General features: G+C 68.0%; 15 protein-coding genes. 2 read left to right on the top strand and 13 right to left on the bottom strand.

Annotated elements, in window-relative coordinates; genetic code table 11:
* Positions 1–42 precede the first annotated feature (42 nt).
* From KF684_14025 to KF684_13985, 9 genes are all read right to left on the bottom strand, one after another.
* Positions 43–1,230 (bottom strand): PilT/PilU family type 4a pilus ATPase, encoded by a 1,188-nt coding sequence (locus tag KF684_14025; GenBank protein MBX3354043.1) that lies wholly within the window; start codon positions 1,228–1,230, stop codon positions 43–45.
* Positions 1,231–1,445: 215 nt separating this feature from the next.
* Complete coding sequence (locus KF684_14020; protein MBX3354042.1) at positions 1,446–1,718, bottom strand: DUF3303 family protein; 273 nt, start codon at positions 1,716–1,718, stop codon at positions 1,446–1,448.
* 50 nt (positions 1,719–1,768) lie between these two features.
* Positions 1,769–2,248: a hypothetical protein gene (locus KF684_14015; protein ID MBX3354041.1), complete on the bottom strand. Its 480-nt coding sequence runs from the start codon at positions 2,246–2,248 to the stop codon at positions 1,769–1,771.
* Between the two features lie 266 nt (positions 2,249–2,514).
* Positions 2,515–2,880: an ATP-dependent Clp protease adaptor ClpS gene (locus tag KF684_14010; GenBank protein ID MBX3354040.1), complete on the bottom strand. Its 366-nt coding sequence runs from the start codon at positions 2,878–2,880 to the stop codon at positions 2,515–2,517.
* Between the two features lie 276 nt (positions 2,881–3,156).
* On the bottom strand, positions 3,157–5,046 hold the full coding sequence (locus KF684_14005) for a hypothetical protein (protein ID MBX3354039.1): 1,890 nt from the start codon (positions 5,044–5,046) through the stop codon (positions 3,157–3,159).
* Between the two features lie 219 nt (positions 5,047–5,265).
* On the bottom strand, positions 5,266–5,652 hold the full coding sequence (locus KF684_14000; GenBank protein MBX3354038.1) for a hypothetical protein: 387 nt from the start codon (positions 5,650–5,652) through the stop codon (positions 5,266–5,268).
* Between the two features lie 52 nt (positions 5,653–5,704).
* Positions 5,705–6,466, bottom strand: coding sequence for a tRNA (guanosine(46)-N7)-methyltransferase TrmB (trmB, locus tag KF684_13995; GenBank protein ID MBX3354037.1), 762 nt, complete (start codon positions 6,464–6,466; stop codon positions 5,705–5,707).
* Positions 6,467–6,562: 96 nt separating this feature from the next.
* Complete coding sequence (locus tag KF684_13990) at positions 6,563–7,192, bottom strand: hypothetical protein (GenBank protein ID MBX3354036.1); 630 nt, start codon at positions 7,190–7,192, stop codon at positions 6,563–6,565.
* Positions 7,193–7,419: 227 nt separating this feature from the next.
* On the bottom strand, positions 7,420–7,995 hold the full coding sequence (locus tag KF684_13985) for an NAD(P)H-dependent oxidoreductase (protein ID MBX3354035.1): 576 nt from the start codon (positions 7,993–7,995) through the stop codon (positions 7,420–7,422).
* 261 nt (positions 7,996–8,256) lie between these two features.
* Here KF684_13985 and KF684_13980 point away from each other — a divergent pair, with 261 nt between their 5' ends.
* Positions 8,257–10,395, top strand: a complete 2,139-nt coding sequence (locus KF684_13980) for a hypothetical protein (GenBank protein ID MBX3354034.1) — start codon at positions 8,257–8,259, stop codon at positions 10,393–10,395.
* Positions 10,396–10,489: 94 nt separating this feature from the next.
* Here the strand turns inward: KF684_13980 and KF684_13975 are convergent, their stop codons facing one another.
* On the bottom strand, positions 10,490–11,761 hold the full coding sequence (locus KF684_13975) for a hypothetical protein (protein MBX3354033.1): 1,272 nt from the start codon (positions 11,759–11,761) through the stop codon (positions 10,490–10,492).
* Positions 11,762–11,827: 66 nt separating this feature from the next.
* Here KF684_13975 and KF684_13970 point away from each other — a divergent pair, with 66 nt between their 5' ends.
* Positions 11,828–12,313, top strand: a complete 486-nt coding sequence (locus KF684_13970) for an acyl-CoA thioesterase (GenBank protein MBX3354032.1) — start codon at positions 11,828–11,830, stop codon at positions 12,311–12,313.
* A gap of 3 nt (positions 12,314–12,316) precedes the next feature.
* On the opposite strand, the gene KF684_13965 is transcribed toward KF684_13970, so the two are convergent.
* The 3 genes from KF684_13965 to KF684_13955 form a co-directional block, all read right to left on the bottom strand.
* On the bottom strand, positions 12,317–12,736 hold the full coding sequence (locus KF684_13965) for a cupin domain-containing protein (protein ID MBX3354031.1): 420 nt from the start codon (positions 12,734–12,736) through the stop codon (positions 12,317–12,319).
* 183 nt (positions 12,737–12,919) lie between these two features.
* Positions 12,920–13,405 (bottom strand): cupin domain-containing protein, encoded by a 486-nt coding sequence (locus tag KF684_13960; GenBank protein MBX3354030.1) that lies wholly within the window; start codon positions 13,403–13,405, stop codon positions 12,920–12,922.
* A gap of 85 nt (positions 13,406–13,490) precedes the next feature.
* Positions 13,491–14,219: a nitroreductase family protein gene (locus KF684_13955; protein MBX3354029.1), complete on the bottom strand. Its 729-nt coding sequence runs from the start codon at positions 14,217–14,219 to the stop codon at positions 13,491–13,493.
* Positions 14,220–14,300 lie beyond the last annotated feature (81 nt).

Genomic DNA, 14,300 nt, shown 5'->3' with positions numbered 1-14,300 from the left:
GGATGGACGACGCGCTGGGGCGGTGGCCCCGCCCCCGACAGCTCAGCCGATGCCCTTCAGGCGCATCTTGAGCTCGTCGGCGTTGGGGGTCGCCTCCATCGCGGTGCGAACATGAATGTATTCCTGCTCGACCAACTTCACAAGCGACCCGTTGAAGTCGATCATGCCGGCCTTCTGGGCCTCGATCGACTTGATCACCTCGTGGAGCTCGCCCTCGCGACCCTCGAGGATGTACTTGCGCGCGACCGCGTTGTTGATCAGGATCTCGAGCGCCGGGATGCGATGGATGTTCTCGTGGAGCGTCGGGAGCAGCTTCTGGTACACGATCGCGCGCATCTGGTACGCCAGGATCTTGCGGACCTGCTCGCGCTCCTCGGCCGGGAACAGGTCGTAGATGCGGCTGAAGGTTTCCGAGGCCGACGACGCGTGGATCGTCCCGAACACCAGGTGGCCCGTCTCCGCCGCGTGCAGCGCCGCCTCGAAAGTCTCCGAGTCGCGCATCTCGCCGACGAGCACGATGTCGGGGTTCTCTCGCACCAGGGCGCGCAGGGCGATCTTGAAGTCCGACACGTCGATGCCGATCTCACGCTGGTGGATCGTGGCCTTTTTGTCGGTGAAAATGTACTCGATCGGGTCTTCGATCGTGATGATGTGCACGGGCTTGCGCTCGTTCACGTAGTCGAGCATCGACGCGATCGTCGTCGACTTGCCGGACCCCGTCACGCCCGCCAGCAGCACGATGCCCTGGGGCTGCATCGCGATGTCCGACATGACCGCCGGCAGGTGCAGCTTCTCGAAGGGAAGGATCTTGCTCGTGATCAGACGAGCCGCCATGCTCAGGCGCCCGCGCGACTGGAACAGGTTCACGCGGAAACGGTTCTGCTCGTCGTAGTCGTACGCCAGGTCCACCGAGCCGGTCTTCTTCAGCGTTTCGATCTGCTCCTCGTTGAGCATGTTGAACGCGATCTGCTCGTACTCCTCGGGCGTCACCGGGTCGGTGTCGAGGGGCTGCAGCTTGCCGCGAAGCCGGATCACCGGGGGCCGGCCGGTCTTCACGAGAAGGTCGGAACCGCCGAACTTGATGCACGCCTGGAGGAACTTGCCCAGCCGCGTCGCGTGGGGGTCGGTCTTGCGTTTCTGGGCGATCGAAAACTGGCTCGAACGGTCGCCAGACCCTCCGGTGTTGTCCTGAGGGGTGGACGCGGCGTGTCGGGTGTCCATGGTCGTCATGGGGAAGGGGGCTCCGGGGACGGTTCGGACAGCGGGCGGCGTCTGGCCGCGAATCAATGAGGGAACGGCGAAAAAACAACATCGCCGGCGCGGGCCGCGATCCGGACGACGATTCGTCGCAGGGGGGAGCTCGGTTCCGCTCGGGCGATGCTAGGCGAAGTGGCCGACTCCCAGCCCCCTGCCCCCCCGGCCCCCTTGGCACTCGCATGCGCTCATCAGCCCCCGGCCGAGGCCCAGAACTCCTGCGAGGGGATCACCGGCCAGACCTCGAACTCGACGAGGTCCTGCCAGTGCGCGATCCACCCGTCGAGGGCTTCCTTGCTCCCGGCTTCCATCAGCTGACAGCAGCCCGAGCCGTCGGCGAACATCCAGCTTGTGACGAAGGTCGCCCCGGAACCCTCGGGGATCATGCGCCCTCGGGCGCGGAACCGCTCGCCCACCTCGTCGGCCCTTCCCGACCGGAATCGCTCGATGACCATGAACAGCATCCGACGGGTACTCGCCGCCCGAGGCGCCGGTTCATCGCCGCTCGACGCGCTCACGCCGCCGGGATGAACGGGGAGGACCACGATTCGGCCGACTGACCCGTCATGGGGTAGTGCTTCTGCAATGCCTCGGCGAGGGCGTTCTGATCGCACAGCATGAACGACGCCGGGCGCTCGAGACGCCGGTACACGAACCGAAGCGCACGCGGCAGGTTGTCCTGCGTGGTGCACACCACCAGCTCGCGACCCTCGATCCGCAGGGGCAACAAGGAGAACTGCCACGCCTGGCGACGCGAGACGAGCGAGATCGCCGCCTGCTCCACCGGCTCGGTCCGGGGGTCGATGCGCGTGGCGCCGGCGGCGTACTGCTCCGCCCACACGCGTTCCACGTCCTGGGGGTGCAGGTCGTACATCTCCTCCGCCAGCTCACCGAAGGGGCGCCCGGTGCTCGTCTGCACCTCCAGGACGCGCTCGACCTGTCGCTCCGAGAGCAGCCCGCGGCGGACCATCAGTTCACCGAGTCGAAGGATCATGCGTTCCGGCTCCCGACGCGTCCGACCCGCCCCCACGAGGGGCGATGCATCAGCGCGACACCGGATGAATCGGCGTTCATCGCCCTCGCCCCAAGCCCATGCTCCGAATGGGCTTGCGCGCGCGTCGCCCGGCGACGGTCCGGGGGGGCGGGGAAAGATCAACGCCCGTCGCGTCTCGTCCGGACGCGCCGGCGCCTTCCAACAAAAAACCCCTCGCTGGCTTGCAAGGGGTCCTGAGGGACAACAAAGGGGCTTGTGAGCCGGGGTCAGCCGCCGGCTTCGATCGAGACCACAAGGTTCTTGGACTGGAACTGCTCTCGATACAGCTCGGCGCGCTCCTTGTGGGTCGTGAGCAGCAGCGACACGCCGTGGGAGTGTGCTTCGAGCATCCGCTGGATCGCGGCGTCCTTGCGCAGCGGGGTCAGTTCGACGATGGTCTGGACCACGTCGAGCATGTCGTTGACCTCGTCGTTATGCAGCAGAACCTTGAACGGGGGGAGTTCGTCGATCTTCGGCGGGGCGGGCGACGGCTTCGTGGCCGTGGCAGTGCGGGTTCGCGACTTCTCCTCCGGGCTGGTCGGGGCCTGAGCCCCTCCCTCACCGGCGAGCTCATGCGTCTCCTTCTCAGGCATGGTTCGCGGTCCTTTCTCTGAAGAGTCCTGGCCCGTTCCGTGGGCCCGCTCCAATGTACGGGGAAATTGTCCGGTCGGCTGCGACCCTCGCAAAGACCCGATGAAATCCCGCCTCGCGTACGGATTCGTCCGGCACGATCCGGTGGATTGAACGCATGGTTCGGAAAGCAAAGACGGCGCCCGCCCGCGAGACGCGTTACGCGTCGCACAGGCGGGGCCGGTTGGTGTCTCGGGGTCTCGCTCGATCCGGGTTCGGGACCGGGTCGGGTCGAACGCTTACCAGTCGTCGCCCATGCGCCAGGTCTCCTCGGCGACGACGCGCCGGTCGATCTGCAGCGGCGGCACGACCACCGGCACGAAGCCCTTCTCCACGATCCGGAAGATCTCGTCGCGGATGCCGTCGTCGTGCGGCGAGCCGAGCCGGTCCACGCGGATCAGGCCCCAGGTCTCGTGCCCGGGGACGAGGTAATCCGCGAGGAAGAAGCGGGTGTCGACGCCCGTGGAGGGGCTGGACGAGGGGGCGTTGGCGACGAGCATCGCCGGCGCGAGCGTGTGGATCAGGTCGCCGCAGGCAGGCGAGGTGATGTAGGTCACGCCCGGGTTCGCCTGCCGAAGCTCGCGCAGCCAGCCATAGGCCTGCCATGCCGGCAGCTTGTTGAAGTCGTTGAGCCCGACCATCTCAGCGCCGAGCCCGGTCGCGCGAGTGGCTTCGCGCAGCGCGTCCTCGCGATCACGCGCCGAGTCGAGGTTGAGGCGCGGGCCGCGGCGCGACCCTTCCGCCTTCAGGGGGTCGCCCCACCAGACGCCCAGGTCGCGCGCCCGGTTGTTGAAGCGGGGCAGCTCGGTGAACGCGTCGCGCAGGCGCTCGTTCGAGTCGAGCGACGACACGAAGTCGAACATGCCGCAACCGGTGTTCTTCACGCTGCGCGTGCCGCTGTAGGGGAGCCCGCTCGGACGCCAGATCATGACGCGGTCCCACCCAAGCTCGGCGCGATCGCGCAGCTCGCTCAGCCACGGGCCGAAGCCGTGGACATCGGGACGCAGATCGTTGAACAGGAACCCGCGCGGGTTGTCGGGGGTCTGCTCGCCCGGGCTCGCCATGACGGCGGCGTGCACGGGGCGCGGGTCGCGCACATAGCTCGTGTCGCCGTACGCGCTCGTGAAGTACTCGCGATACGGCTGCAGCGTGTCGGTCCAGCGCGCGGAGTTCCGCGGCTGCGCGCGCAGCGAGACGACGTACTGGCGCGTCTCGCCCGGCTTGATCTCGCCGTCCTTCGAGTAGCCCACGCCGCCCTGCGCCGGGTTGAACTCGATGAACATCCGGTAGAACGACCCGGAAGGCGCCATCCCGAACTTCACCTCGTGCTTGTACTCGAGCACCGGGTACTGCAGCGAGACACCCAGCGTGTACACCTCGTCGTGCGCGACGAACACCGGCGAGTACCACCCGCTCGGGTAGGTCACGCCCGATCGCATCGCGCCGGCGCCCTCGTCCGAGAGCGCGATCTCGGCGCCCGCGCCGCGGAAGTCACGCGCCGTCACCGCCTGGCCCAGACGGAACCCGTCGAGGACCACGCTGCCCACGCGCTGGGGGCGGCGCGTCGTGTTGGTCACGCGCACCACCAGATCGAAGCCGTTGCTCGCCTGAACAACGCTCACCTGGCCGGGCGCGCCGTTCTGGGGGTGCGGCATATACACCGGCCCGGTGTGCGACAGGATCTCGCGCTGTCCCTGCGCGAAACGCAGCGAGTTCGATGCGAACTCGGTGCGATATTCTCCCGTCGGGGCGGGCGCCGCGCCGCCCGCTTTGGAATCGCCCGCCGGCGGCGCGCTCGAGGGGGGCGCCGGGGCGGCAGGGGGCGCAGGGGGAGTCGGGGTCGAGGACAGGCGCATGCCCATCACGCTCATGAAGAGCTTGGTGTCGATGTCGTCGATGCGCCCGTTGCCGTCGATGTCCGCGCGTCGATCTCTCGCCGCGAAGGCAGTGAGGAAGGTGTTGAGATCCTGCCAGTCGATCTGCCCGTCGGCGTTCATATCGGCCCGCGCCAGGTGCGCCGTGTTCGCGCTCTGCGCGATGCCCGCCGAGGAGGCCAGCAGCGTCGACGCGAGAAGGGCCGCGGCTCCGGTGGTTGTCGTCCGAGTTCGTTCGATGCGGTTGCGACGCATGGCGTGTCCTCCCGTAGGGCGTGACGGCACTCCGCCGCCGATGTCTGCGAAGGGCCGACATCGTCCATCCCGCCTCCCCGGTGCGCCGTTCACCCGGTTCCGCAGTCGCGCGTCAACGCCTCACGCCGGTCGCGAAAGACTTCTCGCGCACGACGGACCGAACCGCGCGAAAATCCCGCGAGACCCTTGCACGACGCCCGACTGTTTCGTAGACGCCCCTCAGCCCCCGGCGTCGGACCGCTTCTCGGGCCTTCGCCACGCGTGCCCGGGGTCCTTCTCGATCGCCTGCGACGCGAGTCTCGCGCAGCGCCGGCAGAGCCACGCGTCCTCGAACATGGGGGAGACCCACATCGGCTCGCGCTCGCTCCGATATTCCAGGCACAGCGCGCACTTCGGACCGTGCGGGTCTTCACCGTGGTATTCGGGCGTCGGCTCCTCGTCCAGCACGACCGAGGTGTAGGCGAGCCGCAGACAGTTGCCGCACACGATCGAGCCCTGGTGCCCCTCGACCATCGGGACCGAGTCGTCGACCCAGGGCCGGTGGCAGTAGTCACACCAGAAGTCCGCCTGCGTCAGGTTGTTCTCGTCGGCGTTGGGGTTGCGCATGGTCTGAAGAAGGGAGCAGGGAGTGGGGAGTGGGCAGCAGGAAGAAGATGTGTCAGGAGACTGTACCGCGAACTCGACTCAGCCCCGCTGCCTGCTCCCCGCTCCCTATTCCCTTCTTCCTCAATACCCCCGCGTTGAACGGCCTGCCCTCGACGCGGTACTTGCGCTCGAAGTTCGTGCCCACGATCTCGCCCTCGCGCGCCGACGCCGGGCGCTCGAACGCCAGTCGCGTGAAACGCTTCGACGCGTCGGGCGCGCCCGGGGTGTCGGCCCAGCGCGCGAAGTGCTCCTCCATCCACGCCCAGTAGTCCGCGTGGTCGGTCACGACGCGCAGCTCGCCCCCTTCGACGAGGACGCGATGCGCCTGCTCGAGGAACGCGTCCTGGATCATGCGCCGCCTGTTGTGCTTCGCTTTGGGCCACGGGTCGGGGAAGTACAGGTGGATCACGCGCACGATCGCGTCGGGCATGCGCCAGCGCACGAACTCGCCGGCGTCCGCGTTGAGGAGCTTCACGTTCGTCAGCCCGCTGCGCCGGAGACGGTCCGCCGCGTACAGCCAGAACTCGTGCGCCCACTCGATGCCCAGATAGTTCGTCCCACGGTCCTGCTCGGCCTGCTGCACGAGGAAGGTGCCCTTGCCCGAGCCGATCTCGAGCTCGAAGGGCAGCGAGGGGGCGGCGAACCACTCGCGCGGGTCGAGCCACGCGCCGCGCGGGTTGGTCAGCAGGTCGTCGGGGAGCGGGGGCAGCTCCTCCCCTCGCAGGCCGACCTCGCCCTTGTCCAGTTCCTTGCCGCGTGAGAGTCCGAAACTCATGGGGCGGACTGTAGCCGCCGCAGGCGAGCGTGCGCGCAAAAAAGGCCCCGCTCGCGCGGGGCCCGAGTGCGCTCCTCCGTGTCGGACCGGGTCCGGTCAGCGACGACGGCGCGTCGCGAAGAGCCCGAACACGCCCATCGCCGCGGCGGCGCCGGGGGCGGGCACCGGGGTGTACAGGAAGTTCGGCCCGAACCGCCCGATGCCCGTCGAGGTGGAGGTCGGGAACACGAAGCCCAGATCACCCGCCAGCGGCGAACGCCCGTTGATCCAGTTGACATCGGCGCTGGTCGTGAAGTTCGTCACGCCGCCCGAGATGTAGCTGTCGCCGTCGGTCGCGGTGTACATCGCGCCGATGACATACTGCTGCCCGGTCAGGAGCGTGATGTTCGGCAACGCGCGATAGGTGAAGTCGCCCACCACCATGTCGCCCGGGTTCACGGTCGTCGAGCCGAGCAGCGTCTGCGTCGTCGCGTTCCAGATGCCCACCTGGTGAGGCGAGCTCAGGCCCTCCATCCCGATCTGCGTGTCGCGGTTCCACACGCCAAGGTGCGTCGCGAAGATGTCCTGATTCACCGAGAAGGTCCAGCCCACGACATCCCCGGTGCTGGCGCCGAAGAAGATGCCGAACTGACTCCCTCCCGTGAAACCGGTCACCGCCTGGCCGGACGCCATCGTCGCGAGCGCAACCATCGCGCCTGCGCCAAGCACAGATGCACACTTGTTCATTGGATTCTTCCTCCCAATCGTGTTTCTGCGCGGCAACCCGACGCAACACATGCGGCGGGCGCCGCATCGACATGTTTCCCGAGAGCAATCTACCGGAATTCCCCCTCGATTCGGAGGGAAATCCCGGGTCTGCGCGGCCTGGCTGCGCAAGATCCGAGCACGGAGGAATTTACTTATGAAAGTTTTTTTCGTGCGAACATGAAAGACGGGACTTGCGCACGCTCACTTCAGCCGGCGACGCGCCCCAGCGCCGTCGCCTCGACGAGCCAGCGCTCTCGCTTCCGGGGCGACGATGATCGCACCGGGCCGAAGGCCTTGTGTCGCACGGGCCTGAACCCGCAGTACCGCAGCACCGCCCGCTTCACGACGCGCCGCCCACCGTAGAACAGCCCGTCGTACAGCGCCGGCGCGTCCATCGTCACCAGAAGCCGCGCCGAACGCCCCTTCAGCAGCCGGTCCCACCAGCGCGAGCCCTCGCGATACTTGAACGCGAACCCCGGCAGCAGCGCGCGATCGAAGAACCCCTTCAGCAGCGCCGGGGGCATGCCCCACCAGGTGGGGTACGCGATCACCAGATGCTCGCACCACGCCAGGTCCTGCTGCGCCGCGACAAGGTCCGGTTCGAGCTCCTGTCGCTCCCGATACCCCTCGTGAAGCACGGGGTCGAACGACATCTCGCGCAGCGCGCGCCGTCGCGTCTCGTGCCCGCCGGCCGTCGCCCCCGCCGCGTACGCGTCGGCGAGCGCCCCGACCAGCGTGCCGTCCGCCGGGTGCGCATCGATGATCAGCACTCGTCGTCCCATGCGCGAAGCGTACCAGCCGCGCAGCGGGTGCGCTTTCCCGGCTTCACCACTCCGCATCACCCTCACCGGGGGCGAACCCGCGTCATTTTGGTCCGTAAAGACTCTCAGGCGGCATACACGCGGCGGCCGATATCGAAGGGTTCGATGTCAGCGTCGCGTGGTCGATCCCCTTCCCGGGACGACCGGCGCCGCCACGATCCCGGCGTTCGCCCCCCGGCGCGCCAACGCGCCGGCGGCGTTGCGCCAAGGAGGCCGACCGCCATGGACGAGCGCCACGCCCCGACCAGCCCCACAGACCACGACGCCGCCAGCGCGCGCCCCTCCGGCAACGCCGCCGACGCGCTCGCGTCGCTCATCGAGCGCCGCCTCGACCGCCAGCGATTCGAGGAACTCCACTGGGAGGGGACCTTCTGGGACTACCTCGCGCTCGTCTCCGAACGCCCGCACCTCGCGCGCAACGCCTGGCAACGCGTCCACGACATGATCCTGTCCTACGGGCAGGAACGCTACACCGAGTTCAAGCAGCCACGCGTGCGCTACCACTTCTTCTCCGACCCCATCGGCCAGGGCGCCGACGCGATCTTCGGCCTCGACGGCTCGCTCATGCAGCTCGTCGATGTCTTCCGCTCCGCCGCCGAGGGCTACGGCACCGACAAGCGCATCCTGCTCCTCCACGGGCCCGTCGGCTCGTCCAAGTCCACCATCGCGCGACTCCTCAAGAAAGGCCTCGAGCACTACTCGCGCACCGACGAGGGCGCGCTCTATTCCTTCTCCTGGCTCCTCGACGAGCACGCCGGCCCCACCGCCAAGGACACCGAGTTCCCCTGCCCGATGCACGAGGAACCGCTCCTCCTCATCCCGCGCGAGGCCCGCGCCGATGTCCTCGCGTCCCTCAACCATCGATACGCCGAACTCAAGGGATCGGGCAAGATCCGGCTCGAGGGCGAGCTCGACCCCTTCTGCCGCAAGGTCATGGCCGACCTCATGAAGCACTACAGCGGCGACTGGCGCCAGGCCATGAGCCACATCAGGGTCCGGCGCATCGTCCTCTCCGAGAAGGACCGCGTGGGCGTGGGAACCTTCCAGCCCAAGGACGAGAAAAACCAGGACTCCACCGAGCTCACCGGCGACATCAACTACCGCAAGATCGCCCTCTACGGCAGCGACTCCGACCCGCGCGCCTTCAACTTCGACGGCGAGCTCAACATCGGCAACCGCGGCATCTGCGAGTTCATCGAGGTGCTCAAGCTCGATGTCGCCTTCCTCTACGACCTGCTCGGCGCGTCGCAGGAGCACACGATCAAGCCCAAGAAGTTCGCGCAGACCTACATCGACGAGGTCATCATCGGGCACACCAACGAGCCCGAATACAAGAAGCTCCAGAACAACGAACTCATGGAGGCGTTCCGCGACCGCACCATCAAGATCGATGTGCCCTACAACATCCGCCTCGACGACGAGATCCGCATCTACCGCAAGGACTTCGGCCCCGAGAAGGTCGGGCGCATGCACGTCGCGCCCCACACGCTCGAGGTGGCCGCCATGTGGGCGGTGCTCACGCGCCTGGCGGAGCCCAAGAAGGCCGGGCTCTCGCTCGTGCAGAAGATGAAACTCTACAACGGGAAGGCGATCCCCGGCTTCACCGAGGACTCGATCAAGGAACTGCGCGAAGAGGCGCCCCGCGAGGGCATGACCGGCATCTCGCCCCGGTACGTGCAGGACAAGATCTCCAACGCGCTCGTCTCGCACCAGGCGATCGAGGAGCAGTCGGTCAACCCCTTCATGGTGATGAACGAGCTCGAGCAGGGGCTGTTCCACCACTCGCTGATCTCCGACGAGGAAACGAAGAAGCGCTACCGCGAGATGCTGGCGGTGGTGAAGGACGAGTACGAGGACCTGATCAAGGCCGAGGTCCAGCGCGCCATCAGCGCCGACGAGGACGCGATCAAACGCCTCTGCGCCAACTACATCGAGAGCGTGCGCGCCTACACCCAGAAAGAGCGCGTGCACAACCGCTACACCGGGCGCGAGGAAGAGCCCGACGAGCGCCTCATGCGCTCGATCGAGGAGAAGATCGACATCCCCGAGAGCCGCAAGGATGACTTCCGCCAGGAGATCATGAACTACATCGGCGCCCTCGCCCTCGACGGGAAGAAGTTCGAGTACAACACCAACGCCCGGCTCTACAAGGCCCTCGAACTCAAGCTCTTCGAGGACCAGCGCGACACCATCAAACTCAAGAACCTCGTCTCCAGCGTCGTCGACGACGAGACGCAGGCCAAGATCGATGTGGTGAAGCAGCGCATGATCAAGCAGTTCGGCTACAACGAGCGCAGCGCGACCGATGTGCTGAACTATGTCGCGTCCATCTTCGCCCGCGGCGACGCGAAGCCGAGGTAAGAGTTCACGCGGAGGGCACGGAGTGGGAAAGGTGGGGTGGTGTGGTACGGCGCAGCCGTGCCACGACCGGGGGCCGCGCCCACGCGCGTCGTCGTTATCTCCTCGTTCTCGCCTCGTCCTCCGCCAGCGAATCGTGGAAGGTCCGGTCGGGCACGCAGTGGAACGCGATGCCCCCGGGCGCCGCGTCCCTCGCCGTGTGCACCGACGCCGGGTACAGCGTGTTGCGCCCGTGCTTCGTGTTGATCAGGTGCATCGCGTGCGTCAGGTCCGATCCCTTCCGCTCTTCCTCGAAAAGCGGGCGCGTCGCGCTCGACAGCGCCACCAGGTCGCTCAGCGTCACGCTCACCTGCTTCGGTGTGCCCGGGTCGCGCGTCGCCCACAGCGCCGTCGCCGCCGTCACCGCGTTGACCAGGTCCGCGCTCGCGTCGCCCAGGGGCGTCCACGCCGACCACCGGCGCACGGGCATGTCGTACGCGCCCTCGTAGCGCACGCCGATGGTCAGCCGGCTCGGCGCGTACCCCTGGTGGCGCGCGCGCAGCATCGCCTTGGTGAGCATGCGCAGCACGACGGCGCGCGCTCCCTCGTCGCTGCGCAGCGCCGGGGGCAGCACATGCTGGTGCCCGATCGTGCGATGCACGACGCCGGGCAGTTCCACCTCGCGCCCTCGCAGCCACATCCACATCCGGCGACCGACGATCCCGCCCCAGTGCGCCGACATCTGCGCCTCGCTCTGCGCGTACAGCGCCTCCATCGTGCCCACGCCCCTCGCGCGCAGTCGCGGCCCCATGCGCGGGCCGATCCCCGGGATGTCCTCGATCGGCAGGTGCAGGATCTTCGAGGGAAGGTCCGCCAGCGTGAGCACCGTCAGCCCGTCGGGCTTCTGCATGTCCGCCGCCAGTTTCGCCAGCAGCCCGTTGGGCGCCACGCCCACCGAACTCTTCATGCACTCGCCCACGCGCGCCAGCACCTCGCGCTTCACGAGGCGACCCAGTTCTTCGACGCGCTCGGGCGTGCGCATGCTCAGGGGCAGGTCGCACGCCACTTCATCGATCGAGCACACCCGGCGCACACGCACGCACTCGCCCACCGCATCAAGCACGCGATGGTGATACTCCAGATACACCCTCGGGCGCGCGCACACGAGGCGGATCCCCGGGCACAGCCGTCGCGCGTCGTGCACGCTCGTGCCCGTTTTCACGCCGAATGCCCTGGCCTCGTAACTCGCCGCGATGCAGCTGGTGCCCTCCGCCTCCACCGGGATCACGCCCACCGGGCGCCCTCGCAGTTCCGGTCGCTCCTGCTGCTCGACCGAGGCGAAAAACGAGTTGAGGTCGAGGAACAGCGTGGTCAGCCCGTACCCATCCATAAACCTAACATATATGCGCCCCCGGCCCGAGACAAGCCGGCCGGCCCTCGCCCGTACGATCAGCCCGTGCCCGACCCCACCAGCAGCTCCCCAACACCCCCGGCGCCCTCCGCACGCCCTCTCCTCGAGGGCGCGGTCCGCGTGCGCGCCCGCTACAGCGAGTGCGACCCCATGGGCTTCGTCCACCACGCGGTGTACCCCGTGTGGCTGGAGATGGCGCGCACCGAACTCCTGCGCGCCAGCGGCGTTACCTACCGCGACCTCGAAGACGCCGACATCCTCCTCGTCATCGTGAAACTCGAGTGCCGCTACCGAAGACCCGCGCGCTACGACGACGAACTGCTCGTCAGCGCCAAAGTCATCGGCGGCGGGCGCGCGAAACTCGTCCACGCCTACGAGGTCCGGCGCGTCGCGCAGGACGGCGTCTCGCCCGGCGAACTCCTCATCGAAGCGGAAACCACGCTCGGCTGCATCGACCGCGAGGGTCGCCCGCGCGCGCTGCCCGACTGGCTCATGTGGGGCGGCTCGGGCAAAGGCGCGATCCGCGCGTGAGCGTCAGAACACGAAGCGAAGCCCGAACTTCTCGTTCGCGGCGCGCATCCGTTCCAGATCCTCGTCGGTGATCTGCGTATCGATCGTGGAACCCGGCAGCACCTGACGACCCGCTTCGGGAAGGATCTTGTCCAGCACGCCGGGCGTCGTCAGGACGAGCATCTTCGCCTCGCGATCAGTGCGGTTCATGTAGGCGTGGGGCACGCCTCGCGGCGCGAACACGAAGTCGCCGGGCTTCGTCAGCCGACGGTCGCTCCCCAGCAGGAAATCGATCTCGCCCTGCACGACGAAGTAGTACTGGTCCTCGTGGTCGTGGATGTGCGCCGGCGGGCCCATGTCCGGCGGGACCGTGAGCATCCCGGCGCTCAGGCGCCCGGCGCACTCATCGCCGCGAAGCAGCAGGGCGCACGCGACGCCCGTCACAACGAAAGTCTGCGAATCCGCAGAGTTGCGAACCAACGGAGCAGACGCCATAAGGGTTGACCATGCGCCGAAGAGGCCGGTTGGGGCGGGGCGCGCCGTCAAACAATGACGAGCGGCTCGCGGCTTTCGACTCCGTCATCATACCAGAGATCGATCGTCAACGCGTCCAATCGCCCGCTGGGCTCACATCAGCAACCGGATCCCGTGCGGCTCGCACGCCCCGATCAGACGGGCGATCGCCTGGTCGTCGGGCCTGCCCGACTCGCGCGTGCCGGGCGGGACCTCGATCCCCCCGTCGCGCGCGAACGCGTCGAAGTTGCCGGGGGTGCTCATCACCAGCATCCGCGCCCGCGCCGTTCCCTCGTTGCAGAAGCGATGGGGCAGGTTCCGCGGCGCGAAGACAGCCGTCCCCTCGCGCGCCGTGATGCGCCGGTCGCCCACATAAAAAGTCACCTCGCCCTCGAGCACGAAGAACTGCTCGTCCTCGCGCGTGTGCACATGGGGGGGCGGGCCGATCCCGGGGGCGATCGTGACTTCCGTCAGGCACATCTGCCCGCCCGTCTCGGCGCCGCTGAGCAGCACCGCCGTCGGATGGCCGCCAAGGTTGTAGTTCTTGGCTTCGTCCGTGTGGCGCACCACCGGCGCGAGAGTTGTGTTCGTCGTTGTCATGGTCGCTCGTCTCCCTGACCTGCGCGCGCCCCCTTGCAGGGCGCGTCGCGAGGGAGCGTATCCGTGGGAAACGGGGCGTCCAGTTTCACCCCCCGGCGCGGTTCACCACCATCACCCGCTCCAGCGCCTTGCGCGAGATGTCGGGCACCACGCAGTCGTCCGACGCGTATCCGACCGGGATCAGCAGGAAGGGGCGCTCGTGCGCCGGGCGCCCCAGCACCTCGGCGAGGAACTTCATCGGGCTGGGCGTGTGCGTGAGCGTCGCGAGCCCCGCGTGGTGGCACGCCGCCAGGAAGAACCCCGTCGCGATGCCGACCGATTCGTCCGTGTAATAGGTCTGCCCCTCGTCGTCATCCTTCACGAGTTTGAACACGACCACCAGCCACGGCGCGATTTCGAGGAACCGCTTATCGTCGTCTGTGCCGAAGGGGTGCAGGTCGCGCAACCAGCGCTCGCTCGCTCGCCGCTCGTAGAACTCGCGCTCCTCATCTTCCGCCGCCAGACGGATCTCGCGCTTCAGCGCCGGGTCGTTCACGCACACGAACCGCCACGGCTGCTTGTTCGCGCCCGAGGGCGCCGTGCCCGCGGCACGCACGCACCACTCGATCGTCTCGCGCGAGACGGGCCGGTCGGAGAACATCCGCACCGTGCGCCGTTTCTTCATGACCTCGTAGAACCGGCGCGCGACGACTTCCGCCGGCTCGCCGGGCCGGTGCGGGTCCAGTTTCACGAAGCGGGGCGCGGGAAGGTCCGCCGTCACCGCCTTATGGCGCGGCAGGGGAGTGGGCTCGCTCGATCGTTCGGGTGTCGTCATCGTCGAACCAATGTACGCGACGCCGCGGATGTTCCCGGGAAGAGATTCACCGCAGAGGACGCAGAGGGCGCAGAGAGGGGA

It is taken from the genome of Phycisphaeraceae bacterium (assembly GCA_019636675.1).
Taxonomy (GTDB): domain Bacteria; phylum Planctomycetota; class Phycisphaerae; order Phycisphaerales; family UBA1924; genus JAHBXC01.
Note: the sequence above shows the minus strand (reverse complement) of the source record. Positions and strands in the feature narration are given on the sequence as shown.

Bases quoted from the DNA above. Each gene is read 5' to 3' on its own strand.
- KF684_14010 (MBX3354040.1), bottom strand. From the start codon at position 2,880: ATGCCTGAGAAGGAGACGCATGAGCTCGCCGGTGAGGGAGGGGCTCAG.
- KF684_14015 (MBX3354041.1), bottom strand. From the start codon at position 2,248: ATGATCCTTCGACTCGGTGAACTGATGGTCCGCCGCGGGCTGCTCTCG.
- KF684_13960 (MBX3354030.1), bottom strand. From the start codon at position 13,405: ATGACAACGACGAACACAACTCTCGCGCCGGTGGTGCGCCACACGGAC.
- KF684_14025 (MBX3354043.1), bottom strand. From the start codon at position 1,230: ATGACGACCATGGACACCCGACACGCCGCGTCCACCCCTCAGGACAAC.
- KF684_13955 (MBX3354029.1), bottom strand. From the start codon at position 14,219: ATGACGACACCCGAACGATCGAGCGAGCCCACTCCCCTGCCGCGCCAT.
- KF684_13980 (MBX3354034.1), top strand. From the start codon at position 8,257: ATGGACGAGCGCCACGCCCCGACCAGCCCCACAGACCACGACGCCGCC.
- KF684_13985 (MBX3354035.1), bottom strand. From the start codon at position 7,995: ATGGGACGACGAGTGCTGATCATCGATGCGCACCCGGCGGACGGCACG.
- KF684_14000 (MBX3354038.1), bottom strand. From the start codon at position 5,652: ATGCGCAACCCCAACGCCGACGAGAACAACCTGACGCAGGCGGACTTC.
- KF684_13990 (MBX3354036.1), bottom strand. From the start codon at position 7,192: ATGAACAAGTGTGCATCTGTGCTTGGCGCAGGCGCGATGGTTGCGCTC.
- KF684_14020 (MBX3354042.1), bottom strand. From the start codon at position 1,718: ATGCTGTTCATGGTCATCGAGCGATTCCGGTCGGGAAGGGCCGACGAG.
- KF684_14005 (MBX3354039.1), bottom strand. From the start codon at position 5,046: ATGCGTCGCAACCGCATCGAACGAACTCGGACGACAACCACCGGAGCC.
- KF684_13975 (MBX3354033.1), bottom strand. From the start codon at position 11,761: ATGGATGGGTACGGGCTGACCACGCTGTTCCTCGACCTCAACTCGTTT.
- trmB (MBX3354037.1), bottom strand. From the start codon at position 6,466: ATGAGTTTCGGACTCTCACGCGGCAAGGAACTGGACAAGGGCGAGGTC.